The sequence below is a fragment of the Polynucleobacter sp. QLW-P1DATA-2 genome, from assembly GCF_001870365.1.
GTDB lineage: Bacteria > Pseudomonadota > Gammaproteobacteria > Burkholderiales > Burkholderiaceae > Polynucleobacter.
The window spans coordinates 478,804-505,281 of the sequence record NZ_LZMQ01000003.1 but is presented as its reverse complement, the minus strand read 5'-3'; the positions used below and the strand labels follow the sequence as shown (position 1 = coordinate 505,281).

Genomic DNA, 26,478 nt, shown 5'->3' with positions numbered 1-26,478 from the left:
ACTGAGCAGCTTATTAAACCGAGAGATTTGAGCCTGAAGCAGCACTGAGGGCGCCCGTGATTACATCATGGCCAACAGCACCATTGGCATCAAAGCGCCGCTCAACCATTTCAAAATGGCCATCTTTACGAACTCGCAGCACAGTGCTTGAGCGTGTTCCATAGGATGGAGTTTTAATAAAAGCAGGCGATAAAGCCTTTTCCCATTCCTTACTCACGCCAGTGCTCGGTAGCTCATGATCGCTAGCATGATGTGTATCCGCTAATACCTTGAGATATTGGTCTGCACTTTTCAGCTGGCCATGATCCATGGCCAATACTTGTGCAAAAGCTGCCACTCGATGATTCACTTTAGGCCATGGTGTATCAAGCATTGCATTAGATAATCCATAGACGCCAGCGGCTAAAGGTGCGGGTGGGTAAATTTTACGAGGGCGAATGTTTTGCCCCATCAACATGCGATTACTAATCCAATGCATTTCGGCATTTGCAGGATCACTTAGATCAGCCATCAACATATTGAAACCGTTATAAAGACCAAACCGTTTTGAATTTTCCTGGACAAATTCAGCAGGTTTATCTTTACTAGTTAGGTACATTAAGGAAAGCTCACCACGAGTTCTGGCATCCGGATTTTTTTCGCTGGGCGCACGCACATTGGTCAAAGCAGCAAACTTCCCGGTCTTAGTAAAACCCAACCAAGTGCCGGGACTACCTAATACATCTGCGCGATCTCTACCGGCAAGCACATGCGGGTGTTCTGGCCAATAGGCAACACCTTCAGTATCGCGCTCATAAAACTCGTCACGATTAGCCGCTACTACTAAAGAGTAGTCGGGATGTGAGTTCCATGCGAAAAGAATGAGGCACATAAATAGGGATTTGCTTAAATTTCGATCAATGGATAGGGCAATGAATCTATTTTTAACACAGGTCCTTGAGCGCTCCCCAAATGAACCTCTCCACTCTCGAGAGCCTCTAATTTGCATTCAATCTGAAGGTCAACCCTATTCGGCTGGCTTGGGTTTGAGGCTGATAAAACAACCATCCCCGCCGGTTGAGCAGCGTCAGCGCTATGGAAAATTTCTGTGCCAGGCTGAGCCAATAAAGGATCTAGATCAATATCAGAGGTGTGCGCTAAAAATAAACGTCTTTTAATGACCCCACGATATTGACTGCGAGCCACAATTTCTTGCCCAGGGTAACAACCTTTTTTGAAATCTACACCAGCTACAGATTCAAAGTTAATCATTTGCGGCACAAATTGTTCTTGAGTTGCTAAAACGATGCGGGGAATTCCGCTTAGTACCTCAAGGTCATTGAACATATCGAAGGCTGAATTTCCCTGAATTCGTAATTCAGTAGTTTTCTTTTCGGCGATTAGTACACGAGCATAGGAGAGATCATGAACGAGAACATTGGGTAAACGCAAAGCAATCTGTTGGTCATGTACAGCTAAGGTATCAATTTCACTATCAGCGCCATAAAAGGATGATATTTCCCACTGCTCAGTTACATCAATAATCTTGACCTTAGATCGCAAGACATACATGGATAGCCGTTTTGCAGTGCTGGCGGCAATATCTTTAGAAATAAATAATGCAAAACGATCATCGGCAGACTGTTCCTTAGGCACCAGAGCCAGCCAAGCGCTTGCAAGCAATCTGCCTTTAGGGCTGCAGTAGCCAACGAGCCTAACCGAAGTGCCTCCTTGTGCAATCTGAGGTGAAAAGGTTCGCTTCAAACCCTGTACTGAATTAGTCAGTTGATTTTGCAGAAAACTTGCTGCATCAGGACCCTCCACAAGGATCAAGCCCCACTGGGGTAAAAGGCTGAGTCCAGAAGAGGGAATTGCCCCTTGAATTGGCGTATTTTGCTTAGTTTGTGTCATGTCCCTTTTATCATAGCCTGATGCGCAGAAAAATTCAGGGGAGATCCCTTTTCACAAAGAAAAAAGTTAAGGGCCTTGGGCTGTTTTCCTACTTATTGGGGGCCATTGTCTTTTTGCTGGTCTTGTATGCAGCGATTTTTCTGTTGCCAGTAGTACCGATTAAATCGAATACACAAGATTTAACTACTTATAAAGTGAAAATTGCCGCCCAATCCGGTCTGGCAAGTATTGCCCAACAACTGCAAGAGCAGGGCTTATCTACTTATGTGATTCCATTTCAGATCAGCGCCCGAATTCTATTTGTGGGATCGAAATTAAAGCCAGGAACATATTTATTTCCTACAGGTTCAAGCCTAGGAAAAATTTTGCTCCAAATTGCCCGGGGTGATCGCGTACGAGAAAGTATTGCCATTATTCCCGGAATGACGATTTGGCAAGTGAGAGCTGTGGTTGACTCTCATCCGGCGTTAATTCACCAAACAAGGGGAATGAGTTCTAGAGCACTCCTGCAAAGTCTGAATCTCAATTATTCAAGCGATGAGGGAATTTTCCTCCCAGATACCTATGTATTTGATCCCGATGAGCCGGATATCAATATCTACCGTCGAGCATCCCAAGCAATGCAAAAGCAGCTCTCACAGGCATGGGGGGAGAGACAAGCCTCATCTCCCCTCAAATCCCCGTACGAATTGCTTATTTTGGCCTCCATTATTGAAAAAGAGACCGGGCGCCCAAGTGACCGCCCCCTTATAGCTGCCGTCTTTTCAAACCGTATAGCTAAAGGCATGATGCTGCAGACAGATCCAACTGTTATTTATGGCTTAGGACCTAAATTTGACGGTAATTTACGCAAGGCAGATCTTCGTAAAGATAGTCCCTACAATACCTATATGCACAAAGGATTGCCACCGACCCCAATATCAATGCCTAGCAAAGAATCTATTCAGGCAGCTATTCATCCAGCACAAAGCAATGCTTTATTTTTTGTAGCAAGAGGTGATGGCAGTAGTCACTTTTCTGCAACCTTAAGCGAGCATGAATCCGCGGTGGATCGATATCAACGTAAATTAGCACCGAAATCCAACTAATATGAGCTCAACTCCAGGTTATTTCATTAGCTTTGAAGGTATTGATGGCGCAGGTAAGAGCACTCATATCGACTCCTTTTGCAAATTGATGCAATCTCGTTTTCCAGAGCGTGGGGTAGTTATGACTCGCGAACCTGGTGGTACAACATTAGGCGAGCAATTGCGTGGTTTGTTATTAGACGCCCCCATGAATTTAGAAACAGAAGCCTTACTCATGTTTGCTGCTCGGCGCGAACATATAGCGCAAGTGATAGATCCTGCATTGCAAGCTGGAAAGATCGTTATCTCTGACCGCTTTACTGACGCGAGCTTTGCTTACCAAGGGGGCGGGCGGGGATTGAGTATTTCCAAATTAAATGAACTAGAAAAATGGGTACAAGGGCGTCCAGACGGAACGTTACTGCAGCCGAATTTGACGATTCTGTTTGACTTACCTGGTGATATTGCAGAAGCGCGGAGATCTAAAGTTCGTACCCCGGATAAATTTGAAAAAAATGGATTTGAATTTTTTTGAAAAGGTGCGTCAAGAGTATTTGCGCCGTGCCAAAGCCGATCCAAAGCGCTTTTATTTAGTTGACGCAACCAAAACTCCCGATGAGATTTGGGGTGGCCTACAAGACATCGATATCGAATTCTAAATAATGGATTTGACGCTTTCTCCTGAACAAAAAAGTCCCTGTTGCGCCTTGGTTAAAACCCTTATGGGATAGCTTGGACTTTGATCGAATGCCCAATGCAATTTTGCTGCATGGTCAATCCGGGATTGGTAAATTTGCCTTTGCCCTTGAGCTGGCCAAAGCCTTGGTTTGCGAGACAACTCCTGGTTCAGCAAAGCCTTGCAATCGCTGTGAGGCTTGTCATTGGTTTAACACCGCAAATCATCCAGACTTTATTGCCCTCGTCCCCGAAACCCATCGTAAATTGTTGCCACAGGCTGATTACGAGGCAGATGAAGCACCGAAAAAAGGCAAGACTGCGCGAGATGACTCCGATGGGGAAGCCAGCGAGAGAAAAGAAAAGAAAAATATCTCCATCGAAGAAACGCGCAATGCCATTGAAAGTCTCTCGATAGGGTCTCATCGAGGTGGAAATCGAGTGATCTTGATTTACCCACTGGAGATGCTACGCTCGGATTCAGCAAATACATTGCTTAAATCACTTGAAGAGCCTCCTGCGAATACCATTTTTATTCTTCTCGCAGATCGTGTTGATCGTGTTTTACCTACTATTCGTTCACGCTGCCGATTATTGACAGCACCGCGCCCAGACCGTGAGGAAGGTTTAGCTTGGCTGAAATCACAATTACACTCCATATCAGGTATCAAAGTTACCGATGCTGATGTTGAAACAGTTTATGACGAGCAGGGTGGGGCCCCGTATTCCGTATTAGATTCTTTAATTGCCAGGCACAACAAGGACGATAAAGACGAATTAACTATCTCTATTGCTGCCTCACGTTACTTGCTTCAATCCATGGCCCAGGGTGGTCGCATCTCTTGGTTGGATGCGGCCGAGAAAATTCATAAAGCGCAATATTCATTCCTGTTGGCGACAATGCAACGCTGGACTTCAGACCTTCAAGTTGTATCTCAAGGTGGTAGCCCTCGTTATTACCCTAAGCATATTTCAACACTCAAAGGTCTCTCACAAACAGCTCGAATTCAAAAACTTCTGCAATTTTGGAAGTCCCTTATACAAGCTCGACGAACTGAAAATCACCCCTTAGCTAGCCGTATACAACTAGAGGCGTTACTTGCCCAGTATCAACAGGTTTTTGAAAGCTAGCCATGTTTATAGATTCACACTGCCACCTTGATTTCCCAGAATTTCAGTCGCGTCTGCCTGAAGTGTTGGCAAATATGAAATCCTGCAAAGTAAGTCATGCACTTTGTGTTTCCGTAGATCTTCCAGACTTTCCTAATGTTCTTAAATTAGCCCAAGACTACGATCATCTTTACGCATCAGTGGGCGTACATCCAGATTACGAAGACACCCCCGAACCAAGCCTCGAATTCTTGGTTGATACCGCAACTAAGCACTCTAAGATCATTGCTATCGGCGAGACTGGCTTGGATTACTACCGCATGGGTGAGCGCAGCTATGAATCCATGGAATGGCAAAGAGAGCGCTTCAGAGTGCATATTCGCGCTGCGCTAGCGAGTAAAAAGCCACTCATTATTCATACTCGGTCAGCATCAGAAGACACCATCAAAATTCTTAAAGAGGAGGGCGCTGATGCCATTGGCGGGGTGATGCATTGCTTTACCGAAAGTTTGGATGTCGCTTGTAAAGCCATGGATTTGGGCTTTTACATCTCTTTCTCAGGAATCGTAACCTTCAAGAGCGCCAAAGATCTTCAGGAAACCTGTAAGCAAGTCCCACTTGATCGAATGTTAATTGAGACGGATTCACCTTATTTAGCCCCCATTCCGTATCGCGGCAAAACGAATGAACCAGCCTGGGTTTCCAAGGTTGGAGAATTCATTGCCAATCTAAAGGATGTTTCAGTTGAGGAATTAGCTTCTAAAACATCAAGTAATTTTTATCAATGTTTTCAAATAGATAGAAAGCATTCATAATGCAATATATGAATATAAAACAATACATTTTAGTCCTTGTGGCCTCTGTTTCGATCCCTGTATTTGCCCAAACTGCAGCCCAGATTGCCGATTTCACTAAAGCGGCAAAGTTTGATGACTTATCTGAGGTTAAGAACCTGCTTGCTAAGGGTGTTAGCCCCAATACAGTTGATCCTACAGGTGATCCTATGTTGGTAGTGGCTATTAGGGATAAATCAATGAGAGTTACTGAATATCTCCTGAGTAGTAAAAATATTGACGTTGATTTATCCAATAAATATGGTGAAACGCCTCTAATGATTGCCTCAATCAATGGCGATTTACCTATAGTAAAGACCTTAGTTCTTGAAAAAAATGCTCGTGTAGACCACATTGCATGGACTCCATTACATTACGCCTGTACAAAAGGTCATTTAGAGGTGGCTCAGTTTCTGGTTGCCAATGGCGCATCCGTTGATTCAACAAGCCTAAACGGCACAACACCATTAATGATGGCAGTTCAGTCAGGAAACGAAGAGTTAATTAAGTTTCTTTTAGATAAGGGCGCAGACCTTCGTATTCGCAATTCAAATGGTTTATCGGCCATCGATATAGCGCTTATCTATGAAAAGCCATGGATAGCAACAGCCTTGAAATCACGGTGGCAAAAGCTATATAAAGAACCGTATCCAGGGGCTCAGGGGTCCATTCCTACAAAAGCCTCATAAATACTATTTGCGTATAATCATTATTATGTCAAATAAGATATTGATCCACTCCTTACATCTTCGATAAGCTAACCCTCATGCCGCTATTTGATCTATTCCGTAATGCTGACCTACCCAGCTTCTCAACACTTGTTGGTGAGATTAATGCCGATATGGGAAATGGACAGATTTGGGTCATGGTTGTTTCGGCTTGCCTAATGTTGGCGATCCACGCTGTAGCGGTATTGGCTATTGCTGGAGCATTTCACGTCATTGACGGTGCAATGACAAGACGCCGGATCATTGGTGGTAGCTTCCTGTCTTATTTTATTGCAATCCTATTGGTAATTGCTATCCACTTATCCGAAATTGTAGTTTGGGCCTATATTTGTGTTGCCCTTAAGGTATTTCCAACCAATCCACAGACTTTTTACTTTGCTGGCGAAATGTACACCACGGTTGGTTATGGTGATTACAAGCTATCTGAACAATGGCGAATATTGCCAATCATTATTTCTTTTTCAGGTATTTTTGCAGTCTCAATGTCTGGAGCAGCGCTTTATACAATGATGGGAGCTTTATTGAACCATCCAAACCAAAACCCTAAATCGGGGACAGGTTTCTAAGATTTAGACTCTAATGGTAATGGGTTCTTTTGCCTAAATACCAACTCCAGCACTCGTCCATTCGATTCTAGAGACCGAATTCTGCCAGGGAGCCATTCGAGATCCTTGGAGAGCCAAATATCAACCTGGCGCTTATAAGGATCGTTTTCTCGCTGCATTAAAGCGTAATGTCGATTTATAGCCACTCCAAGACTAGGCACGTCTTCATTAAGGGCTTCACCATAACTTTTAAATTGCCACATTTCTAAGGTGTTGTAATCAACTACTGGGATGGCACGTATGCTGCCAGCCTCATCAATCCTGCTATCGCCATTCAATAAGGAAGCTAGCTGAAACATGAGGCTAAAGCGATCTTGAGTCCCGGGAATGATGTTAGGAGTAAAGTCCGGCTTTTCGGAAAAAAACATCTGCCCTGCTCCACTTCCATCACGATCAAATCGTGAATAACGTGGTGCTTTGGTACCACGTTGCGACCAATAAATAGCGGGCGCCATTCCGTAGGCATCAACCATTCCCCTGGATTCAAAAACAAAAGGACCAACAAATGCATAGGGAATGTTCACATAGAGTCGATAGTTATTGCCATCAACAATCCAATCAATCTCTCCGGTTTGATACTTTTGACCATCTACATAAGAGTCGTAATACAAAATTCCTGATTGAGGAAGCCTAAATGCAACGCCCTGTTGATTTCCTGGAATGACCTGCTTCCCTCCTACATCTCGATCTTTAGTTTTTAATGCGTTGTGAGATTCACTTTCAATGAGGATTTTTTTCTTGCGTGTATTTGCCATTTGAATCTTCTTTGGGGGGTCAATCTTGAGCTCGGTCCTAATGATCAGATCCTCAGGTAATTCTGGATTGCTGCCAAATAAAAAAAATGGGATACCAAAGAAAAGTATTAAATGCCCTAGCACCGATAGTAGCAAGGCGAAGAAAATAATCCGCAATGAATGCATGCGGATTATTGGGGTAAAAGTTTGCTGGCTCAACGAGGTCTTCAGTTATGGACCTCAAGTAAGCGACTATTCTTCGGAAGATTGGCAGACAAAAAGTCCATCTGATCTGCCAAGATATTGCGACCTCGCAAAATCATGTCTTCATAAAGACTAGGCATATAAGGAGTATATAAAAGACCCATGCCTGCTTGTTCAGGGGTGCGATTCCCCTTGCGTTGATTACAAGGCCTACATGAAATAACCAAGTTCATCCAAGAGTATTGACCGCCACGGCTATTGGGAATGATATGTTCTGCTTCCGCATGATTTTCATGAATGCTATCGCCACAGTAAGCGCAAAGCCCTCGATCACGTTTGAAAAGTTTGTGCTTTGTAATTACTGGAACGACATCAAAGAGATTAATTCTAGATGTACCTTTAACAGCAATAATCGAATGCAACTCAATCAGGGATTGCATACCGCTTGCACGAGAAATGCCACCGCGCATTTTCATGATGGGATCGCCTAATGTCCATAGAACACTTCTATCGGCATACTGTTTTGTTGCCTCTTCAGCGTTAACCCAGCCCTGAGGGATTCCACCTGCGTCTAATTTCAAGATGCTCAGCACAAACTCTCCTTTCTAGATCGCCATCAGATGATAGCGATCGTTTAGACCATCTTACAGAAGAAGCTTGAAGCAATCAATCAGGCATCAGGGAGCGGAAATAAACTCAATTACCTTAGGCAAATAATCTGCATAGTCGGCAATTCCATGATCGCTTCCCTCGAGCACTAGTTGGGCTCCACCCGCATAGAATTCAACCATTTCACGCCAGTCTAAAAGCTCATCACCTTTAGCTGCTATCAAAAAATATCGGTTTGGCTGGGATATTTTCTCTATCTGAAGCTCCTTCAGTTCATCGATATATTCTGGCTTGAAATCAAACGGTTCATCGCTATCGTAGGATGTCATCATGCCAACATGTGGGGCAAGCTCTCTCGCAGCGCGAACTGCTGGGTTCAATACAACGCCTTTGCACCCATATTTTTCAACTAGGTAATTTGTATAAAAACCACCCAATGAAGAGCCGATGACGATCATTCGATCGGCCTTGGATCGATCAATGTGAGCTGTCACCATATCCATACTTTCTTTGGGAGATGCTAGTAGCTGAGGGCAAAACCATTCGATAGGGTTTTCAGGTGTGGATAGCAGTTTAATAGCCTCACCTGTCATCACTGCCTTGCTAGAGCGAGGAGATGAACGAAAGCCATGCAGATAAACGAGAAGCGTTTTGGACATGATCAATATGTGCCCTTAGGACTTCTGACCTACCTCAAAATTTGCCATCATTTCTAGAGCCTTGACCATGGCAGAGTGATCCCAGGATTTGCCGCCATGGGCAGAACAGGAGTTGAATAATTCTTGAGCAGTTGCCGTGTTAGGGAGTGATACACCCAAGGCTTTGGCGCTATTCAGAGCCAGATTCAAATCCTTCTGATGTAACTCAATCCGAAAGCCTGGGTCAAATGTGCGCTTGACCATACGCTCTCCATGAACCTCTAGAATTTTGGAGCCTGCGAAACCACCCATGAGTGCTTGACGCACTTTTGCTGGATCAGCCCCTGCTTTTGAAGCAAAAAGGAGCGCTTCAGCTACAGCTTCAATATTTAAAGCAACAATAATTTGATTGGCTACCTTAGCTGTTTGCCCGTCACCATTACCGCCAACTAAATTAATGTTTTTACCCATTAAATCAAGTACTGGCTTTACTTTATTAAATACAGCCTCATCTCCGCCAACCATGATCGAGAGTGTGGCATTTTTGGCGCCGACTTCACCACCCGACACCGGAGCGTCTAAGTAATCACAGCATAATGCATTAATTTTTTTAGCAAATTCTTTTGTGGCTATTGGAGAGATCGAGCTCATATCCACCACTACTTTTCCCTTACTAAGCCCCGCTGCAACCCCATTCTCACCAAACAAGACTTTTTCGACATCAGGTGTATCCGGAACCATCATAAAAAATGATGTCAGCATTTTTTTGCAACCTCACTAGGTGTTGCGCACTGAACGGCTTTAGAGCTCGCCAGGTCTGCTGGCACTTTGCTACGAGTATTAATAAAAACCTGATGTCCGGCATTGATTAAATGGGTAGCCATGGGTGCACCCATGATTCCCAAGCCAATAAATCCCAGTTTTAAGTTGCCACTCATGTTGTCTCCAATATATAAATGATTTATGAATTAAGTTGCTTGATCCAGCCAAGTCCTGCTTCAGTATTTGCGGTAGGTTTGTATTCGCAACCAATCCAACCTTGGTAGCCAATACGATCTAAAAACCTGAAAAGAAAGTGGTAGTTAATTTCACCTGTGCCTGGCTCATTACGTCCAGGGTTGTCGGCTAATTGAATATGGCCAATCTTCGACAAATTCTTTTCTATCGTATTAGCAAGCTCACCCTCCATACGCTGGGCGTGATAAATGTCATATTGCACAAGAAGATTATCAGCCCCTACCTCTGACAAAATATCAACTGCCTGTTTGGTGGTGTTCAAGTAGAAGCCGGGAATATCAAACGTATTAATTGGTTCGATCAGAAGTCGTAAGTTTTCTTTTTTGAGCTCTGAAGCTGCATAGCAAAGATTCTCAACAAAAGTGGTATGCAATATTTTGTTCTCAACGCCTGCTAGGGCTTTGCCGGCTAAACAATTGAGCTGGTGAACACCCAGTACTTTGGCGTACTCAATAGCCTTAATGACTCCCTGACGAAACTCATCAACACGGTCAGGGTGGCAAGCTATGCCGCGTTCCCCAGCATCCCAATCTCCAGCGGGAAGATTATGAAGGACGAGCTTGAGTTGATTTTGATCAAGCGCTTGCTTAATCTCGGCAGCAGAAAAAGGATAAGGAAACAAAAATTCAACTGCTTTGAATCCAGCTTTACCTGCCCGTTCAAAACGCTCCATAAATGGAACTTCATTAAACAGCATAGTCAAGTTAGCGGCAAATTGTGGCATTAGAAACCTTTATAAACTCAAAGAATTAAGGGGAATGTTAACAAATATGCCAATCCTCTCCTTGTTTGATCATTGAGCCAATGATGGTCAAAAATCTATAAAAGTAGGCTAATATAAGAAATAGCCACTTTTATAAACAAGGACCATGATGACCATCCAATTTACCAAACTCACCCTGGCTTTCGCAGCCAGCATCGTATGCGCATCTGCAGTGTTTGCTCAAGCAAACCCAACTCCTTCAACAAATAAGCCGATGGTGATTGATGCGGCAGCTGTAGACAATAGCTACCTGCTTTATGAGGGTGATGTTGTGAAGGTCGATAAAAAGACTCGTACCATTACTTTTAAGAATAAAGAAGGTGAATCCAAATTTGTTGCGGGTGCTGAAATTGCTAATTTCGATCAGATTAAAAAAGGTGACCACCTTAGTGTGACTTACCAGTTAGCCGTTGCAATTGAATTGATTAAAACAAAGAGTGATGGTGTTCGCTCTAAAGTTGAAACTAATACAGTAACGAAATCAAAATCTAGCGAAAAGCCATCTGAAACCATTGCCAATAAAACTACTATTACTGCAGATATCGTCGAATTAAATCTAGATAAGAAATTGGTTTCTGTTAAGGGGCCGAGTGGCAAGATCACAACTGTAGTGGTAAAAAATCCTGCACTATTGGCTGATGTCAAAGTGGGTGAGCAGGTAAAAGTGATTTATTACGATGCTATGGCCGCCTCTATTACATCACCAAAAAAAATAAGCGTATTAGATGGGTTTTATAGTAGCTTGCTTTAAGTTATTCATTAGTCTTTCGCTCTTAACACTTCTCTTGGCCTGCGCTAATACCACCAGGTCAGGAGCAGTAGGCGTTAATAGATCGCAATTCATGTTGGCTTCCTCTTCTGAGGTTGACCGCCTTGCTGCAATAAGCTTCAACGAGCAGAATCAAAAAGCTAAAGAAAAGAATGCACTAATCACCTCAGGACCTACCTACGATCGATTGAAGACCATTTCCAATCGATTGATTTCGCAAACTGGCATATTTCGAGACGATACCCGTCAATGGAATTGGCAATTAGTTTTGATTAACGCCACAACTCTTAATGCCACATGTGCTCCGGGAGGAAAGATCACCTTCTACTCAGGGCTAATTGAACAGTTAAACCTGACTGATGATGAAATCGCTGCCATCATGGGACACGAGATTGCGCATGCGCTTCGTGAACATGGTCGAGAGAGGCTCTCGCAATCTATGGCTCAAAGCGCCATTACTAATATTGCAATGATGGCGGCTGGCGGGTATGGCTCTGCAATTAGCGCAGCTAACCAAGCCGCTCAATATGTTTTAGTCCTACCCAATTCAAGGCAAAACGAGTCGGAGGCTGATGCAATCGGATTAGAGCTCGCAGCTAGGGCTGGTTACAACCCACAGGCTGCCATCAGCGTATGGCAAAAAATGATAAAAGCCAATCAAGGTAAAGGCCCGCCAGAATTTCTATCTACTCACCCTTCAGGCGAAACCCGAATTGAGCAGTTGACTGAACTAATGCCAGCCGTTGAACCGCTATATAAAGCAGCTCCAAAACCCGTTAAGAATTAGGAATATAGAAACCTAGACTAAGAGTTACTTCTTGACTGGTTGCTGAGCTTTGTTGGCGGCTGTATTGTCGGATCTAACAGGCGTTGCCGCTGGAATAGTTGGTGGTTTTGGTTGCGCGGGGTTAGACGAAGGGCTTACAGATTTGCTGTTTTGAGGCGTAGCAGACGTAGGCGAATTCTTATCAAAAGGGTTGAATCCCAACCCAGCTGCGGTCGCTGATAGTGAGAAGAACAAGCCGAGAATAAGAGTCAGGGATTTCATAGCCTCTTATATTGACACTATTCCTCAAAAAAAGCTACAAAAGCCCTACTTAATGGTCTAAACAAGGGAAAACAAGGCCTGAGATGAGGAACCTTCTTACTCTTGAGGTGAAGAGTTGCTACGCAACTTCTTAAGGGAGCTGCTGGCCTGACTCAAAAGTTGGAAATTGCTATTACTTACTCTAGTTAATAATTCAGCTTTATATCTCTCGCGTTGTAGCCATTCCAGAATAACAACCGCTATACATGCAATCAAAATATAAGAAATAAATACAAATGCATCTTGAGGCGTTGGCACGTCGAATGAATCAAACGGTGGCACAAAGAAAAAGAAGGCCAAAGGAATCGATAATAGAATGGTAAATAGACTGGGTAAATAGCCATAAAGTAAGGCAATCAATATCGTATTGGCAATGAAAAAAGTCATAGGGATTGCCCCCTGAAGAAAAGCATGCAAACTGTAACGTATTGAAAATGCAACAAAAACACCAAAAAGAGCGAATAAATAAGCTCTAGCGCCACGGGTTGCCCAAGACTTCGAATTTTTTAACTTCATGAGTAATAATGTTGTTATATAAAAAGGTTTTGAAGAACAAAATGAAGTCACTAATAGACCAGCCAGAACGATACGAGACATTCTATCAAGGTAGTACGGGACATGCAGTAGTTTTATTGCCCGGTTTATGCGGCTCGGAACTAGAAATGGGCGTAATCCCCCGTTTACTCCGTCAATCCAATATTACTTATGCTATTCCACGCGTTCAAGGTTATTCAGCCCATACCGGAATCACAGGCTATGAAAACTGGATCGAAACTGTAGAGCAGTTTGTGACAGATCTGGAGACAGATCATGCATCAGTTTCTTTAGTTGGCTTGAGCATGGGCGCTACCCTCGCCCTTGCAGTGGCAAGTCGAAAAAATACAATTAAATCTCTTTGCTTACTGTCACCAGTAATGCTGTTTGACGGTTGGTCAGTACCTTGGTACTACCCACTACTTACCCTTGCGGTTCGACTTGGTTTCCGTAATTGGCACTACCAAGAAAGAGAACCCTTTGGAGTAAAAAATAAAGAGTTGCGCCGCCATATTCAAAAAGCAGTCCAAGCCAACTCAGTCAGCGAATTAGGAGCGGCACATCTACCGGCTAAACATCTTTTTCAGTCCTTAGAGTTAATTAAGGCTTCTAAGAAGGGATTAGCAGACATTGTTGCTGATACGCTGATTATTCATGCCATTGATGATGAAACAGCCTCCCCAAAAAATCCTGACATGATTCAAAAGGCAATCTCCTCAGAAACTTGCAGAGTTATATGGCTGGGGAACTCTTATCACATGATTACCGTGGATAACGAGCGCGAGATTGTAGCCAACGAAGTCAGTAGTTTCATAAGGCTCTCAATTGAAAAATCTGCATTAATTGAAGACCTCAATCTAGAGACGCCTCAACTAATCATTAAAAATCGTGGTGATTTTTTTAGGCCATGAGCTTTCAAACCTTTGGCTTCGTCGTTGCGCTTGTTTGGGTTTTGACTAATCAGGCGAGCGGTCAAACTCTTGCTCCATTTAAATCAACTGACACTCAATACCAGCCAATATCATTGGGTGTTTATATTGCAGAGGTAAATGAGAAAAACGCCTCAATAAAATCACGAAAATTAAGTTCTGACTCAGCCCTTTCAGTTGCCGAGCAGGCTGGAATGCCCCATTTAAGTCCCATACTGACCTACGCTCGAGGTAGCATTTATACACAGGCACCTTATAGCGGTTATAGCAACCCAGCATCCAATACTTTAGGAGCAACAGTTACTGTTGAAGGATGGGGCAAACGATCTGCTAGAGAGGCTCATGCTCGAGCTGAGGCTAACCGACAAATGGCTGAAATGGTAAATGAAAGTCGAAATGTCGAAACTCAAGCCATATTTGGCTACATAGATGCACTTCGCACCAAGCTTCTATGGCAATCCTATCAATCCGCTATTGATGGTTTAGGATCCTTTCGAACAAGTAATGTAAATCAATATAAGACGGAGTTTTTATCGGCGCAAAAAGTTCTCAGCAATGATTTGAAGTTTTATTCCTATGGCTTGATGAACTTTACGAATGATCACGATCGTCAGTTACCCTTACCTCTTGGCACACTAAATATAGCGCCCCAGGATTTTAAGGTGAACGATTTAATTGCAAAGGCCCAAGGCAGTAGAACTGATTTATTAACAAATCAGGCTTCTCTCGAAAGCGCATCATCCAATTTAGAGCTTGTCAAAGCAAACAGAAACGTAGACTTTTTACCAGGCGTTTATTACAACCAAACACCCTCATATTCTTCTGGTGGACAACCCTATGGCGCTCAACAGTCAGTGACCTTTTTGCTTTCAGTACCCCCCTTGGCAATGGTTTTGTAGATAACTCTGACGTCACTTCAGCCGTCAATTCTTTGACGGAGCAAGAGTTAAATTTAGCTTCAACTAAAACCAAAATTGTCACCGAAATTAATCAAACCTTTTTGCAGTACGAATCAACCAAGGAACGCCTCATTAAGGCAAATAATGCCTATACACAGGCTAGCAATAGAAAAATGAGCAGCATCCAAGGTTTAATCAATTTTAGAGATGCAGAATATGAGCTGATTGATGCTAGAACTGTCCACGCTAAAACACTGATACTATTGCAAAGACTTAGCGGTAATTTTGAGGTCCCGAACCTAAATTGAGCGGTATTTGGAGGTGTTTATGAAAATAAATTACAAAAAATGGGTTCTCGCCCTGCTTTCATCCAATTTGATTGTTTCAAGCCCCTCAATTTTTGCAACAACCCCAACATCAACAACTGCTGCGGTGATTGCATCTACTAAGACAAGCACCCAAAATGCCGCTGCAGCTAAGACCGCAGCTTCAACCGCAACTAAAGCCACGACAACCTCCGTTATCACAACAGTGAGCAAAGCAACGACCAGCCCAATTACAACCGCCAAGCCAAGCACAGCCGTTAGTGCAACGAGTGTAAAACCGGCCAGCTCATCTTCTAGTCTCAATAAGACCCTGAACACAACCACTCCAAGCGGATCAACCCCAAGGGCTTCAGATGGCGAAAAAGGCTCATTACAAACTGCTAATAGTGGCGGTCCAACTGATAGCGGCAATTACATTAGCCCAACCCCAACAGGGCAATAGATTTCAGATTAGAAGTACCAAATAAAAAAGCCCTTCAAGCGAAGGGCTTTTTTAATGAATATGGCGGAACGGACGGGACTCGAACCCGCGACCCTCTGCGTGACAGGCAGATATTCTAACCAACTGAACTACCGCTCCAAATTACATCGAGTAACACTTTTACTGCAACCAAAATTATTGGCGTCCCCAGGGGGATTCGAACCCCCGTACTCACCGTGAAAGGGTGATGTCCTAGGCCTCTAGACGATGGGGACCTGGACTACTACAAAACTGCTTTATTTTAAATGCTTGGTGGAGATAAGCGGGATCGAACCGCTGACCTCTTGCATGCCATGCAAGCGCTCTCCCAGCTGAGCTATACCCCCGAAATCTCGCAATAAAACTACAAGACACTCAAAACAATCCAAGATTTTAGCCTATTTTTGTACAACTAAGCAAATTGGCTATGCGACCACCTTAGAAAGCCTATTTACGGCCTCCTCTTTACCTAGCACTACCAATACAGAATCAATGGCTGGGGTCTGTGTTGTTGCAAATAATGCATAGCGAACTGGCATGGCTAGCGCTGGCATTTTGATTTGATGGGCAGCTAAAACTTGCTTAAATGCTGCCGCATAAGCTTCTTTAGTGGGTTCAGCATTACGAATGGCTGCAATTAAATCTTTTAATGCGGGAATGATTGTCTGCGGAATATTTGCAGTAATCTGTTCCGCGTTTAATGTGGGTGCAGGTAAATAAAATAGCTTGGCTCCCTCTGCAATTTCAATCAAGGTGTTCGCACGATCTTTTAGCAAGGCTACTACTTGAGTAAAGTTTGGGCCATTCTCAGTGTCAATACCTAACTCATGTGCGAATGGCTTTGTAGCTTCAGCTAATTTGACAGGGTCTGCATTCTGAATGTATTGGTGATTTAGCCAAAGCAGCTTTTCGGGATTATGTTGAGCTGGTGATCTTCCTAGGCTGTCTAAATCAAACCAGTCTACAAACTGCTCTTTGGTAAATACTTCCGCATCACCATGTGACCAACCGAGACGAGCTAAATAATTCAAGATGGCTTCTGGCAGGTAACCTGATTTTTGATAGTCGCGCACACTCATTGCGCCATTGCGCTTACTCATCTTTTCACCAGCATCATTGAGAACTGTAGGTAGATGGGCATATATAGGCGGCGTACCGCCTAAGGCCTTCATAATATTAATTTGTCGAGGAGTATTGTTCACATGATCATCACCTCGAATTACATGAGTGATTTGCATGTCTACATCATCTACGACAACGCAAAAGTTGTAGGTTGGAGTGCCGTCTGGCCTTGCAATAACCAAGTCATCCAACTCGTCATTTGAAATTTCTATACGACCTTTAACAGCGTCCTCCCATACAACTGAGCCGCCAATTGGATTCTTAAAACGAATCACCGGCAATACTCCCTCGGGAACGGGTGGCAATGTTTTGCCTGGCTCGGGTCTCCATAGCCCGTTATATCGCGGCTTTTCTTTATTAGCCATCTGTTGATCGCGGAGCTTATTCAGTTCATCCTCGCTCATGTAGCATGGGTATGCGAGACCGGAATCTAGCATTTGCTTGATTACCTCGCGATAACGATCAATCCGCTGCATTTGGTAGATTGGGCCTTCATCAATATCCATACCTAACCAAGCCATGCCTTCGATAATGACATCAACAGCCTCTTGAGTGGATCTCTCCACATCGGTATCCTCAATACGCAAAATAAAATCGCCTTTATTGTGCCGAGCAAAAGCCCAGGGATAAAGAGCGCTGCGTAGATTTCCCAGATGTATAAAGCCCGTGGGACTTGGGGCGAAACGTGTACGAATATGCATAGGAACTATTATCTCAGGTCAGGCAAATCGACAGTAAATTCAAAAAAAGTGGATACTTTCAACTATGAATGAATTACTTGTATTTATGTGTGATGGCGCCCCGGTTCGCGGGGAAATTGTCTCCATTGGTTCCGCCTGGCAGGCTGTTTTGGAGCGTCGCAATGACCCCCCTGCTGTGACGAAGATCCTGGGTGATTTTGTGGGTGCGGCGACCCTTTTAAGTGCCAGCCTTAAGTTTGATGGGACTTTAATCATTCAAGCTCAAAGCAAAGGCCCAATCCAACTACTCGTCGTGGAATGCAAATCCGATTTATCGATGCGAGCTACGGTAAAGCTCTCTGTAGATCCTTCTGAAATCGCTGATAACACCTCTTTAGGTGAGCTTCTGGATGCCAGTAACTCGGGCAGGCTCGTAATCACCTTAGACCCAGCAGACCGCGAACCAGGGCAACCGCCCTACCAGGGGATAGTTGCCCTTCAAGATCACCAAGGGGGGCTTATTAAACCCGTATCCAGTGCTGCCGAAGCTATTGCACTCTATATGCAAAATTCAGAGCAACTTGATACCCGGATTTGGCTTGCATCGAACGATAAAAACGTTGGCGGTTTATTGCTTCAGCGCCTTCCAAATTCCGGTGGGCATTCTCAGTTGGACCCTCAAGTTGCCGCTGAAGGCTGGTCGCGAATTCGAACCCTTGGCGAAACGATTACCGATGATGAGTTATTAACCTTGCCGCCAGATACGATTCTGCGTCGCTTATTTCTGGAAGAATCTACTCAGAATGGTGTTCGGAGCTTTCCGGCACGCCCTATTCGCTTTGCCTGCAGTTGTTCACGCAAAAAAGTTGCCGATGTTCTCAGAATGTTAGGTGAAGAAGAGGTGCAAAGTATCTTGGCAGAGCAAGGTGCCGTTGAAACAATCTGTGATTTCTGCGCCAAACCTTATCGATTTGATGCTGTTGATTGTCTGCAAGTGTTTAAAACGGATTTATTAAGTGACGCTACTAGACCCCCATCTAGCGGCCACTGAGCAATTTACTGCTTTGTAGCAGGCGTTGTAGTAGATTTTTCTGCGGGCAATATTTGCACAAAGAATTCCCCTTCTTTGATAAGGCCGTGCTCAACCCGGGCACGCTCCTCTATTGCACGCGTACCGTCCTTTAAATCTTTTACATCACCCTCTAGCTTGGCATTGCGAAGCGCCAAGAGGCTATTCTTTGCCTCTTGGAGCTCTACCTGCTTCTCCATTTCATAGACCTTAAGCCACCCACCCTTACCCAACCAAAGTGGGTACTGGATTGCAATCAGCAATACCAGCATGGAGTAAATAACAATACGCATAGCTCTTTAAGATGCTTACTTAACGCTTGAGGTTGTAAAAGACAGATTTACCTGGATAGGTAGCAACATCACCCAAATCTTCCTCAATTCGTAATAATTGATTGTATTTAGCAATTCGATCAGACCGTGAAAGTGATCCAGTCTTAATTTGACCTGCATTTGTACCAACAGCGATATCAGCAATAGTGCTGTCTTCTGTTTCACCAGAGCGATGGGAAATTACCGCTGTGTAATTAGCGCGTTTTGCCATCTCAATAGCAGCAAAGGTTTCGGTCAAGGTGCCGATCTGATTAATCTTAATCAAGATGGAATTGGCAATACCTTTTTCAATGCCCTCTTTAAGAATGCGAGTGTTGGTCACGAATAGATCATCGCCTACCAACTGGATCTTCTTGCCTAACTTCTGAGTAATGTCAGCCCAACCATCCCAGTCACTTTCGTGCATACCGTCTTCAATAGAGACGATCGGGAATTGATCGGCTAAGTTGCCAAGATAGTCTGAAAATTCACTTGAGGATAGTTGTAAGCCTTCGCCAGAAAGATGGTATTTGCCGTCTTTATAGAACTCGCTAGCAGCACAATCAAGAGCTAGGATAACGTCCTCGCCAGCTTGGTATCCAGCGCCTTCAATCGCCTTCATGATCGTTTGTAAACACTCGTGATTACTCTTAAAGTTTGGCGCAAAGCCCCCTTCATCACCAACAGTCGTTGGCATTCCTTGCGCTCCAAGAATCTTTTTGAGTTCATGAAAGATTTCTGCACCACAACGCAAGGCATCGCGGAAGTTTTGAGCGCCAACCGGCATCACCATAAATTCTTGAATGTCTAAGCTGTTATTGGCATGAGCACCGCCATTGACGATGTTCATCATTGGGACCGGTAGCTGCATACCACCAGAGCCGCCAAAGTAGCGATACAAAGGCAAACCTGCCTCTTCAGCTGCAGCCCTCGCAACGGCCATAGACACTGCTAAGGTAGCGTTCGCACCTAATCTTGCCTTGTTATGTGTGCCATCGAGCTCAATTAAGGTGTGATCTAAGAAACCTTGTTCACTAGCATCTAAACCCAGAATTGTTTCAGCAATCTCTACATTGATATTTTGAACGGCCTTCAAAACACCTTTACCTAAGTAGCGAGATTTATCCCCATCACGTAATTCAATGGCTTCGCGTGAACCCGTCGAGGCACCGGATGGAACTGCGGCACGACCCATTACGCCTGATTCGAGCAATACGTCGCACTCTACAGTTGGATTTCCGCGTGAATCTAAAACTTCTCTACCGATGATGTCAACAATGGCGCTCATGCACCTTCTCCTTAAAACAATATGAAATGGGGTCTAACTCAAAACTCAATTACTTAAAACTATTTTCCAGAAAAGAACCGCTCGACTTAACGACTGAATCAATTGCTGCGAGAGATTCCAACAACTCCTTCATCCGATTCAGGGGTACAGCATTAGGCCCATCGGACAATGCTTTGGCTGGATCTGGGTGCGTTTCCATAAATAAGCCGCTAATACCAACTGCCACTGACGCTCTAGCTAAAACGGGAACAAACTCACGTTGACCTCCGCTAGCAGTGCCTTGACCACCAGGCAATTGAACGGAATGGGTCGCATCAAATACCACTGGAGCGTTAGACTCACGCAGAATGGCTAGGCTACGCATATCAGAAACTAAATTGTTATAACCAAATGAAGCTCCACGCTCACAAACCATAAACTGGTCTGGCAGATTTTTTTCTACTGCAGCGGCTCTTGCCTTATCGATAACGTTGAGCATTTCATGTGGCGACAGAAACTGTCCTTTTTTGAAATTCACTGGCTTGCCACTTTGCGCGCAAGCGCGAATAAAGTCAGTTTGCCTGCATAAGAACGCTGGTGTTTGTAAAACATCAACCACTTCAGCTACTGCAGAAATTTCACTGATGTCATGCACATCCGTTAAAACCGAAACGCCCACTTGTCTTTTAACCTTAGCCAAAATCTCAAGACCCTTTTCCATTCCGAGCCCACGAAATGACGTTCCAGATGAGCGATTGGCCTTATCAAAGGAAGATTTGTAGATGAAAGGGATCTTTAATGCGGCGGTAATTTCCTTTAACTCACCCGCAATATCAATTGCGGACTGCTCAGATTCGATAACGCAAGGGCCTGCTATCAGAAAAAAGCGATGGTCTAGGCCAACATCAAAACCACAAAGCTTAAACGTGCTCATAACCTCTCCTTAAGCAACCTGCTTTAACGCTGCATCTTGATGGGCAAGTGCCGCGCTGATAAAGGCGGAGAACAATGGATGACCGTCACGCGGTGTAGACGTGAACTCTGGGTGAAATTGCACTCCAAAAAACCAAGGATGCATTGACTCAGGAAGCTCCATCATCTCCGGCAAAGATTCATTGGGCGTTCTTGCGGAAATAATTAGGCCGGACTGCTCAAGCTTAGGCACATAGAGATTGTTTACTTCATAGCGATGACGATGGCGTTCATTTACTTCTGCACCATAAATTCGGTGAGCCAAGGTATTTGTCTTTACTGGGCAGCGTTGTGATCCCAAGCGCATCGTTCCACCCATATCAGAATCATTGTTGCGTTTCTCAACGCGACCTTCTCTATCTAGCCACTCCGTAATCAACGCAACGACTGGACTCTCAGTTTCAGGATCAAATTCAGTACTATTAGCTTGTGCAATATTGGCTACATGACGTGCAAATTCAATGACAGCAAGCTGCATACCTAAGCAAATACCCAAGTAAGGCACTTGATTTTCGCGTGCATATCTAATGGCTGCAATCTTACCCTCAGTACCGCGTTTACCAAAACCACCAGGAACCAAAATAGCGTCGAGCTTTTCAAGGCAAGCCACGCCGTCTTTTTCGATTACTTCTGAATCAATGTAATTAATGTTAACGCGAGTATGCGTATGAATACCCGCATGACGCAATGCTTCAATTAATGATTTATAAGACTCAGTTAGCTCAACATACTTGCCAACCATTCCTATCGTGACTTCATGTTTTGGGTTGGCTAGCTCATAAACTAACTTAGCCCATACAGAAAGATCAGCAGGCTTGGCATTAATTTGCAATTCACGGCAAATCAAATCATCCATGCCTTGCGCTTGGAGCATTTCTGGAATCTTATAAATAGTGTCAACATCCCACACAGAAATAACTGCTTCTTCGCGAACATTAGAAAAGAGAGAAATCTTCGCACGTTCATCATCCGGTATTGGGCGATCAGCACGGCATAGCAATACGGTCGGCATGATACCGATCTCGCGTAACTTTTGAACTGAGTGCTGTGTTGGCTTTGTCTTCAGCTCGCCGGCGCTACTGATAAATGGGACCAAAGTCAGGTGTACAAAGGCACAACTGTGCTGAGGAAGGCGCAAACTCATCTGGCGCGCGGCCTCTAAAAAAGGGAGGGACTCGATATCACCCACTGTTCCACCAATTTCACAAATAGCAATGTCAGCATTACCATCGTGACTGGCTTTTGCGCCACGTTCAACAAACGCCTGGATTTCATTCGTGATGTGCGGGATGACTTGCACAGTTTTGCCAAGGTATTCACCACGACGCTCTTTGCTGATAACAGATTCATAAATCTGTCCAGTAGTGAAGTTATTGCTTTTGCGCATCTTCGCAGAAACGAAGCGCTCATAGTGACCCAAATCCAAATCGGTCTCGGCTCCATCTTCAGTAACAAATACTTCGCCGTGCTGAAGGGGGCTCATTGTGCCCGGGTCAACGTTGATATAGGGGTCTAATTTTAGGAGGGTGACTTTCAGGCCGCGGGATTCAAGAATCGCGGCAAGCGAGGCAGCTGCGATTCCTTTCCCTAAAGAAGAAACCACACCGCCAGTGACAAAAACGTATTTGGTCATCGCTTAAGCTCTGTTGGAAAAAGTAATTATAACGATAGCCATAGCTAGCAAAGCAAAACAAAAAGGGTAATATTGTTTAAATATATGAAAAAATCGCTACTTTTCCTATTTACCGCCAGCTTTTTAAGCCTAGCTTCACAAGTAGCCTCATCACAAAGCATGGACTCCATTGCGGGTACATGGAAGACATTTGATGACGATACCAATCAACCAGCGGCAATTATTCTGATTACAGAAAAAAATGGTCTTTTTTCCGGTGTTATTACCAAATTATTGGATCCAAACGCTCTGCAAACCTGTGAAAAGTGCTCCGATTCCCGCAAGGGAAAGTCCGTTCTTGGCATGGAGATACTTGCAGGACTTAAAAAGACTGGTGACAGCTACACTGGCGGCCAAATATTGGATCCCGATGACGGCGAAATCTATCGAGCCGAGATGAAATTGAAAGATCAGGGCAGTAAATTAGATCTAAGGGCCTATATCGGCATACCCTTGCTGGGCAGGACCCAAACCTGGATTCGTGAAAGGTAACTAAATGCGCCTGTTTTTTTCGGTCCTTATCACCCTGCTGTCCCTCTTTTACTTTCTCCCATTTGCCATTGCATATAACAAGAAGCGTAGTAATACCGGGGCTATATTCGCGTTAAACCTCTTTTTGGGCTGGTCTCTCATTGGCTGGGTTGTTGCGCTTGTTTGGGCGCTTAAGGAAGAACAGGTCATCTAGGCAATATTGCCCCCCTTTTTTATCCCTGTTGATTGAACTTGCCTAATTTATAGGCAAGTTATTTGTATAAATAACCCTTAGGGTTTAAACTCTTATATAAGACTTAATTTAGTAACTATAATCGAGCAAATCGGGTGAAAATGCCCTTTTGGCCTTTCTATTGATCACTTTTACCTCATAGGAAACACCATGTTAGAAGCCTATAACGCCCAAGTTGCAGAACGTGCAGCTCTCGGCATCCCAGCCCTTCCTTTAACCAAGGATCAAACCGCTGAATTAGTAAAGTTACTAAAAAGCCCGCCTGCAGGCAAAGAGGCTGATTTGGTTGAACTCATCACCAATCGCGTTCCAGCCGGTGTAGATGAAGCCGCCAAGGTAAAAGCAGAATTTTTAGATGCGGTTGCAAAAGGAACAGAAAAGTCTCCTTTAATTTCCCGCATAAAAGCAACCGAATTACTGGGCACCATGCTCGGTGGATACAACATCAAACCATTAGTTGAGTTATTAACTGATGCCGAGTGTGGCTCAGTTGCAGCAGAAGCCCTTAAGAAAACTCTCTTGATGTTTGATTATTTCAATGATGTTCATGAGTTGGCAGAAAAAGGCAATGCCAATGCTAAAGCTGTGATGAAGAGTTGGGCTGACGCAGAGTGGTTTACAAGCCGCCCTGCTGTACCTGAGAGCATGAAGCTCACTGTATTTAAGGTGACAGGCGAAACCAACACTGATGACCTCTCACCTGCACCAGATGCATGGAGTCGTCCTGATATTCCATTGCATGCAACGATCATGCTCAAGAACCCTCGTCCTGGTATCGAACCAGATGAATCTGGTGTTCGTGGCCCCATGAAACAAATTGCTGCACTACAGAAAAAAGGCAATCAAATTGCTTACGTCGGTGATGTTGTTGGCACAGGCTCTTCACGTAAGTCTGCTACTAACTCCGTGCTTTGGTGGACTGGTCAAGATATTCCCTTTGTTCCTAACAAGCGCTTTGGTGGCGTCTGTCTTGGCGGAAACATTGCACCAATCTTCTTTAATACCATGGAAGATTCAGGCGCATTGCCAATTGAATTAGATGTATCTCAAATGAATATGGGCGATGAAATTGAGCTACGTCCATACGAAGGTAAAGTATTTAAGAATGGTCAAGAGATCACCACCTTCTCACTTAAATCTCCTGTAATTTTGGATGAAGTGCGTGCCGGTGGTCGTATTCCTTTGATCGTGGGTCGTGGCTTAACTGCCAAGGCTCGTGCAGCACTAGGCTTACCTGCTTCTACAGAGTTCCGCCTACCGGTGAGTCCTCCAGACAACAAAAAAGGTTTCAGCTTGGCGCAAAAGATTGTTGGTCGCGCCTGTGGATTGCCAGAGGGTCAAGGTGTTCGTCCGGGAACTTACTGCGAACCACGCATGACTACCGTTGGTTCACAAGATACTACCGGCCCTATGACTCGTGATGAATTGAAAGACCTGGCTTGCTTGGGCTTCTCTTCTGACCTAGTAATGCAATCTTTCTGTCACACCTCTGCTTATCCAAAGCCTGTCGATATCCGCACCCAACATGAATTACCACCCTTCATGACTAATCGTGGTGGTGTGGCATTGCGTCCGGGTGATGGTGTTATCCATAGCTGGCTAAATCGCTTACTCCTCCCAGATACTTGTGGCACCGGTGGCGATAGTCATACTCGCTTCCCTATTGGCATCTCTTTCCCTGCTGGTTCAGGACTTGTTGCCTTTGCAGCAGCTACTGGCGTTATGCCATTAGATATGCCCGAGTCAGTATTGATTCGCTTTAAAGGCAAAATGCAACCTGGCATCACTTTGCGTGACTTAGTCAATGCTATTCCGCTGTATGCCATCAAGCGAGGTTTGTTAACTGTTGAGAAACAAGGCAAGAAGAATATTTTCTCAGGCCGCATTCTTGAAATCGAGGGCTTGCCTGATCTCAAAGTTGAGCAAGCATTTGAACTATCTGATGCATCTGCTGAGCGTTCTGCTGGTGGCTGTACAGTTCACCTGAATAAAGAGCCAATCATTGAGTACATGCAATCGAATATCACTTTGATGAAGTGGATGATTGCTAATGGCTATGAAGACAAGCGCACCCTTGGTCGTCGTATCAAAGCCATGGAAGCTTGGATTGCAAACCCACAATTGCTCCAGCCAGATGCAAATGCTGACTATGCGGAAATCATTGAAATCAATATCGATGAAATCAAAGAACCTATTCTGGCCTGCCCTAACGATCCAGATGATGTGAAAATATTGTCTGAAGTTGCTGGCGACAAGATTGATGAGGTGTTTATCGGCTCTTGCATGACAAATATCGGTCACTTCCGTGCTGCCGGTCAGGTTTTGCAAGGCAAAAAAGATATGCCAACCCGTCTATGGGTAGCTCCTCCTACCAAGATGGATGCTATGGTCTTGATGGAAGAAGGCTACTACGGCATGTTGGGCGCAGCTGGTGCTCGTATGGAGAGCCCAGGTTGCTCACTCTGCATGGGTAACCAAGCGCAGATCCGCAAAGGTTCAACAGCTGTATCTACCTCAACACGTAACTTCCCTAACCGCTTAGGAATTGATACACGCGTATATCTAGCTTCTGCTGAATTGGCCTCTGTAGCAGCTCTTTTAGGCCGTCTACCAACCCCTGCTGAATACTTGGAGCAAGTGAAAGCGCTCGATGCTAAGTCTGGTGAAGTTTATAAATACATGAGCTTTGACAAACTCAAGTCATTTAGCGATGTTGCTGATACTGTAACGGTGTAAAGCAAAAGACTTCCCATTTCAGCAGTGGAGTGGGCAACAAAAAAGGCG

27 protein-coding genes, 3 tRNA genes and 2 pseudogenes are annotated in these 26,478 nt (G+C 44.4%); 16 read left to right on the top strand and 16 right to left on the bottom strand.

The window, feature by feature from the left end; genetic code table 11:
• Positions 1 to 13: 13 nt before the first annotated feature.
• Together A9236_RS05125 and A9236_RS05120 are read right to left on the bottom strand one after the other, a co-directional pair.
• Positions 14 to 871, bottom strand: coding sequence for an NRDE family protein (locus A9236_RS05125; RefSeq protein WP_071465789.1), 858 nt, complete (start codon positions 869 to 871; stop codon positions 14 to 16).
• A gap of 14 nt (positions 872 to 885) precedes the next feature.
• Positions 886 to 1,890 carry a folate-binding protein YgfZ gene (locus tag A9236_RS05120; protein ID WP_071465788.1) on the bottom strand — a complete coding sequence of 335 codons (1,005 nt, stop codon included), beginning with the start codon at positions 1,888 to 1,890 and terminating at the stop codon, positions 886 to 888.
• A 95-nt stretch (positions 1,891 to 1,985) separates the two neighbouring features.
• On the opposite strand from A9236_RS05120, the gene mltG reads away from it, so the two are divergent.
• The 6 genes and pseudogenes from mltG (at position 1,986) to A9236_RS05090 (ending at position 6,869) form a co-directional block, all read left to right on the top strand.
• Positions 1,986 to 2,978 (top strand): endolytic transglycosylase MltG, encoded by a 993-nt coding sequence (gene mltG, locus A9236_RS05115; protein ID WP_236638713.1) that lies wholly within the window; start codon positions 1,986 to 1,988, stop codon positions 2,976 to 2,978.
• Position 2,979: 1 nt separating this feature from the next.
• Positions 2,980 to 3,616 (top strand): annotated as a pseudogene (tmk, locus tag A9236_RS05110) (dTMP kinase).
• Positions 3,617 to 3,689: 73 nt separating this feature from the next.
• Positions 3,690 to 4,763, top strand: coding sequence for a DNA polymerase III subunit delta' (locus tag A9236_RS05105; RefSeq protein ID WP_255402240.1), 1,074 nt, complete (start codon positions 3,690 to 3,692; stop codon positions 4,761 to 4,763).
• Between the two features lie 2 nt (positions 4,764 to 4,765).
• Positions 4,766 to 5,557, top strand: a complete 792-nt coding sequence (locus A9236_RS05100; protein ID WP_071465784.1) for a TatD family hydrolase — start codon at positions 4,766 to 4,768, stop codon at positions 5,555 to 5,557.
• An 8-nt stretch (positions 5,558 to 5,565) separates the two neighbouring features.
• Positions 5,566 to 6,264, top strand: a complete 699-nt coding sequence (locus A9236_RS05095) for an ankyrin repeat domain-containing protein (protein ID WP_071465964.1) — start codon at positions 5,566 to 5,568, stop codon at positions 6,262 to 6,264.
• A 77-nt stretch (positions 6,265 to 6,341) separates the two neighbouring features.
• Entirely contained in the window at positions 6,342 to 6,869 is a 528-nt protein-coding gene (locus A9236_RS05090; protein ID WP_071465783.1) for an ion channel, read from the top strand.
• Here A9236_RS05090 and A9236_RS05085 read toward each other — a convergent pair.
• From A9236_RS05085 to hyi, 5 genes and pseudogenes are all read right to left on the bottom strand, one after another.
• Positions 6,866 to 7,663: a DUF3108 domain-containing protein gene (locus tag A9236_RS05085; protein WP_236638711.1), complete on the bottom strand. Its 798-nt coding sequence runs from the start codon at positions 7,661 to 7,663 to the stop codon at positions 6,866 to 6,868. The two genes, A9236_RS05090 and A9236_RS05085, sit on opposite strands and share 4 nt — an antisense overlap.
• A gap of 206 nt (positions 7,664 to 7,869) precedes the next feature.
• Positions 7,870 to 8,439: an HNH endonuclease gene (locus A9236_RS05080; RefSeq protein WP_369821180.1), complete on the bottom strand. Its 570-nt coding sequence runs from the start codon at positions 8,437 to 8,439 to the stop codon at positions 7,870 to 7,872.
• An 84-nt stretch (positions 8,440 to 8,523) separates the two neighbouring features.
• A complete protein-coding gene (locus A9236_RS05075) occupies positions 8,524 to 9,114 on the bottom strand; it encodes a YqiA/YcfP family alpha/beta fold hydrolase (protein WP_071465781.1) in 591 nt (196 codons plus the stop codon).
• 15 nt (positions 9,115 to 9,129) lie between these two features.
• Positions 9,130 to 10,031: pseudogene (gene glxR / locus A9236_RS05070) on the bottom strand (2-hydroxy-3-oxopropionate reductase).
• A gap of 23 nt (positions 10,032 to 10,054) precedes the next feature.
• Positions 10,055 to 10,834: a hydroxypyruvate isomerase gene (gene hyi, locus A9236_RS05065; RefSeq protein WP_071465779.1), complete on the bottom strand. Its 780-nt coding sequence runs from the start codon at positions 10,832 to 10,834 to the stop codon at positions 10,055 to 10,057.
• Positions 10,835 to 10,982: 148 nt separating this feature from the next.
• Here hyi and A9236_RS05060 point away from each other — a divergent pair, with 148 nt between their 5' ends.
• Both A9236_RS05060 and A9236_RS05055 read left to right on the top strand, forming a co-directional pair.
• Positions 10,983 to 11,624 carry a hypothetical protein gene (locus A9236_RS05060; protein WP_071467858.1) on the top strand — a complete coding sequence of 214 codons (642 nt, stop codon included), beginning with the start codon at positions 10,983 to 10,985 and terminating at the stop codon, positions 11,622 to 11,624.
• 91 nt (positions 11,625 to 11,715) lie between these two features.
• The gene (locus tag A9236_RS05055; protein WP_143070613.1) at positions 11,716 to 12,429 is read left to right on the top strand and encodes a M48 family metallopeptidase; all 714 of its coding nucleotides are present in this window, start codon (positions 11,716 to 11,718) and stop codon (positions 12,427 to 12,429) included.
• A 357-nt stretch (positions 12,430 to 12,786) separates the two neighbouring features.
• Here A9236_RS05055 and A9236_RS05045 read toward each other — a convergent pair whose 3' ends face one another.
• The gene (locus A9236_RS05045) at positions 12,787 to 13,245 is read right to left on the bottom strand and encodes a DUF4118 domain-containing protein (protein ID WP_071465776.1); all 459 of its coding nucleotides are present in this window, start codon (positions 13,243 to 13,245) and stop codon (positions 12,787 to 12,789) included.
• Between the two features lie 41 nt (positions 13,246 to 13,286).
• On the opposite strand from A9236_RS05045, the gene A9236_RS05040 reads away from it, so the two are divergent.
• Genes A9236_RS05040 through A9236_RS11270 form a run of 4 tightly spaced genes read left to right on the top strand, consistent with a single transcriptional unit; the run spans position 13,287 to position 15,859 of the window.
• Positions 13,287 to 14,174, top strand: coding sequence for a carboxylesterase (locus A9236_RS05040; protein ID WP_161485606.1), 888 nt, complete (start codon positions 13,287 to 13,289; stop codon positions 14,172 to 14,174).
• On the top strand, positions 14,171 to 15,091 hold the full coding sequence (locus A9236_RS11275; protein ID WP_071467802.1) for a hypothetical protein: 921 nt from the start codon (positions 14,171 to 14,173) through the stop codon (positions 15,089 to 15,091). The genes A9236_RS05040 and A9236_RS11275 overlap by 4 nt, the downstream gene beginning before the upstream one ends.
• Positions 15,007 to 15,399, top strand: a complete 393-nt coding sequence (locus A9236_RS11535) for a TolC family protein (RefSeq protein ID WP_369821198.1) — start codon at positions 15,007 to 15,009, stop codon at positions 15,397 to 15,399. Before A9236_RS11275 ends, A9236_RS11535 begins: the two co-directional genes overlap by 85 nt.
• Before the next feature lie 19 nt (positions 15,400 to 15,418).
• Positions 15,419 to 15,859: a hypothetical protein gene (locus A9236_RS11270; RefSeq protein ID WP_143070581.1), complete on the top strand. Its 441-nt coding sequence runs from the start codon at positions 15,419 to 15,421 to the stop codon at positions 15,857 to 15,859.
• A gap of 61 nt (positions 15,860 to 15,920) precedes the next feature.
• Here the strand turns inward: A9236_RS11270 and A9236_RS05020 are convergent.
• The 4 genes from A9236_RS05020 to gltX all read right to left on the bottom strand — a co-directional run bounded on the left by A9236_RS05020 (position 15,921) and on the right by gltX (position 17,700).
• Positions 15,921 to 15,997: transfer RNA gene (locus tag A9236_RS05020), tRNA-Asp, on the bottom strand.
• 40 nt (positions 15,998 to 16,037) lie between these two features.
• A tRNA-Glu gene (locus A9236_RS05015) sits at positions 16,038 to 16,113 on the bottom strand.
• Positions 16,114 to 16,148: 35 nt separating this feature from the next.
• Positions 16,149 to 16,224: transfer RNA gene (locus A9236_RS05010), tRNA-Ala, on the bottom strand.
• A 78-nt stretch (positions 16,225 to 16,302) separates the two neighbouring features.
• Positions 16,303 to 17,700 (bottom strand): glutamate--tRNA ligase, encoded by a 1,398-nt coding sequence (gene gltX, locus A9236_RS05005; RefSeq protein WP_071465772.1) that lies wholly within the window; start codon positions 17,698 to 17,700, stop codon positions 16,303 to 16,305.
• Positions 17,701 to 17,764: 64 nt separating this feature from the next.
• Between gltX and A9236_RS05000 the strand changes: the two genes are divergently transcribed.
• The gene (locus A9236_RS05000; RefSeq protein ID WP_071465771.1) at positions 17,765 to 18,730 is read left to right on the top strand and encodes an Hsp33 family molecular chaperone HslO; all 966 of its coding nucleotides are present in this window, start codon (positions 17,765 to 17,767) and stop codon (positions 18,728 to 18,730) included.
• 5 nt (positions 18,731 to 18,735) lie between these two features.
• Here A9236_RS05000 and ftsB read toward each other — a convergent pair whose 3' ends face one another.
• Genes ftsB through A9236_RS04980 form a run of 4 tightly spaced genes read right to left on the bottom strand, consistent with a single transcriptional unit; the run spans position 18,736 to position 22,931 of the window.
• Positions 18,736 to 19,041: a cell division protein FtsB gene (gene ftsB / locus A9236_RS04995; protein ID WP_071465770.1), complete on the bottom strand. Its 306-nt coding sequence runs from the start codon at positions 19,039 to 19,041 to the stop codon at positions 18,736 to 18,738.
• Positions 19,042 to 19,060: 19 nt separating this feature from the next.
• Positions 19,061 to 20,347: a phosphopyruvate hydratase gene (gene eno, locus A9236_RS04990; protein ID WP_071465769.1), complete on the bottom strand. Its 1,287-nt coding sequence runs from the start codon at positions 20,345 to 20,347 to the stop codon at positions 19,061 to 19,063.
• Between the two features lie 49 nt (positions 20,348 to 20,396).
• Positions 20,397 to 21,260, bottom strand: coding sequence for a 3-deoxy-8-phosphooctulonate synthase (gene kdsA / locus A9236_RS04985; protein WP_071465768.1), 864 nt, complete (start codon positions 21,258 to 21,260; stop codon positions 20,397 to 20,399).
• 9 nt (positions 21,261 to 21,269) lie between these two features.
• The gene (locus tag A9236_RS04980) at positions 21,270 to 22,931 is read right to left on the bottom strand and encodes a CTP synthase (protein ID WP_071465767.1); all 1,662 of its coding nucleotides are present in this window, start codon (positions 22,929 to 22,931) and stop codon (positions 21,270 to 21,272) included.
• 84 nt (positions 22,932 to 23,015) lie between these two features.
• Here A9236_RS04980 and A9236_RS04975 point away from each other — a divergent pair, with 84 nt between their 5' ends.
• The 3 genes from A9236_RS04975 to A9236_RS04965 all read left to right on the top strand — a co-directional run bounded on the left by A9236_RS04975 (position 23,016) and on the right by A9236_RS04965 (position 26,430).
• Positions 23,016 to 23,462, top strand: a complete 447-nt coding sequence (locus A9236_RS04975) for a DUF2147 domain-containing protein (RefSeq protein ID WP_071465766.1) — start codon at positions 23,016 to 23,018, stop codon at positions 23,460 to 23,462.
• 4 nt (positions 23,463 to 23,466) lie between these two features.
• Positions 23,467 to 23,655 carry a superinfection immunity protein gene (locus A9236_RS04970; RefSeq protein WP_071465765.1) on the top strand — a complete coding sequence of 63 codons (189 nt, stop codon included), beginning with the start codon at positions 23,467 to 23,469 and terminating at the stop codon, positions 23,653 to 23,655.
• 189 nt (positions 23,656 to 23,844) lie between these two features.
• Positions 23,845 to 26,430, top strand: coding sequence for a bifunctional aconitate hydratase 2/2-methylisocitrate dehydratase (locus A9236_RS04965; RefSeq protein WP_071465764.1), 2,586 nt, complete (start codon positions 23,845 to 23,847; stop codon positions 26,428 to 26,430).
• The last annotated feature ends 48 nt before the right edge of the window (positions 26,431 to 26,478 follow it).

Coding starts and splice junctions, on each gene's coding strand:
- A9236_RS05125 (WP_071465789.1), bottom strand. CDS start 871: ATGTGCCTCATTCTTTTCGCATGGAACTCACATCCCGACTACTCTTTA.
- A9236_RS05120 (WP_071465788.1), bottom strand. CDS start 1,890: ATGACACAAACTAAGCAAAATACGCCAATTCAAGGGGCAATTCCCTCT.
- A9236_RS05100 (WP_071465784.1), top strand. CDS start 4,766: ATGTTTATAGATTCACACTGCCACCTTGATTTCCCAGAATTTCAGTCG.
- A9236_RS05095 (WP_071465964.1), top strand. CDS start 5,566: ATGAATATAAAACAATACATTTTAGTCCTTGTGGCCTCTGTTTCGATC.
- A9236_RS05090 (WP_071465783.1), top strand. CDS start 6,342: ATGCCGCTATTTGATCTATTCCGTAATGCTGACCTACCCAGCTTCTCA.
- A9236_RS05085 (WP_236638711.1), bottom strand. CDS start 7,663: ATGGCAAATACACGCAAGAAAAAAATCCTCATTGAAAGTGAATCTCAC.
- A9236_RS05075 (WP_071465781.1), bottom strand. CDS start 9,114: ATGTCCAAAACGCTTCTCGTTTATCTGCATGGCTTTCGTTCATCTCCT.
- hyi (WP_071465779.1), bottom strand. CDS start 10,834: ATGCCACAATTTGCCGCTAACTTGACTATGCTGTTTAATGAAGTTCCA.
- A9236_RS05060 (WP_071467858.1), top strand. CDS start 10,983: ATGACCATCCAATTTACCAAACTCACCCTGGCTTTCGCAGCCAGCATC.
- A9236_RS05055 (WP_143070613.1), top strand. CDS start 11,716: ATGTTGGCTTCCTCTTCTGAGGTTGACCGCCTTGCTGCAATAAGCTTC.
- A9236_RS05045 (WP_071465776.1), bottom strand. CDS start 13,245: ATGAAGTTAAAAAATTCGAAGTCTTGGGCAACCCGTGGCGCTAGAGCT.
- A9236_RS05040 (WP_161485606.1), top strand. CDS start 13,287: ATGAAGTCACTAATAGACCAGCCAGAACGATACGAGACATTCTATCAA.
- A9236_RS11275 (WP_071467802.1), top strand. CDS start 14,171: ATGAGCTTTCAAACCTTTGGCTTCGTCGTTGCGCTTGTTTGGGTTTTG.
- A9236_RS11270 (WP_143070581.1), top strand. CDS start 15,419: ATGAAAATAAATTACAAAAAATGGGTTCTCGCCCTGCTTTCATCCAAT.
- gltX (WP_071465772.1), bottom strand. CDS start 17,700: ATGCATATTCGTACACGTTTCGCCCCAAGTCCCACGGGCTTTATACAT.
- A9236_RS05000 (WP_071465771.1), top strand. CDS start 17,765: ATGAATGAATTACTTGTATTTATGTGTGATGGCGCCCCGGTTCGCGGG.
- ftsB (WP_071465770.1), bottom strand. CDS start 19,041: ATGCGTATTGTTATTTACTCCATGCTGGTATTGCTGATTGCAATCCAG.
- eno (WP_071465769.1), bottom strand. CDS start 20,347: ATGAGCGCCATTGTTGACATCATCGGTAGAGAAGTTTTAGATTCACGC.
- kdsA (WP_071465768.1), bottom strand. CDS start 21,260: ATGAGCACGTTTAAGCTTTGTGGTTTTGATGTTGGCCTAGACCATCGC.
- A9236_RS04980 (WP_071465767.1), bottom strand. CDS start 22,931: ATGACCAAATACGTTTTTGTCACTGGCGGTGTGGTTTCTTCTTTAGGG.
- A9236_RS04975 (WP_071465766.1), top strand. CDS start 23,016: ATGAAAAAATCGCTACTTTTCCTATTTACCGCCAGCTTTTTAAGCCTA.
- A9236_RS04970 (WP_071465765.1), top strand. CDS start 23,467: ATGCGCCTGTTTTTTTCGGTCCTTATCACCCTGCTGTCCCTCTTTTAC.
- A9236_RS04965 (WP_071465764.1), top strand. CDS start 23,845: ATGTTAGAAGCCTATAACGCCCAAGTTGCAGAACGTGCAGCTCTCGGC.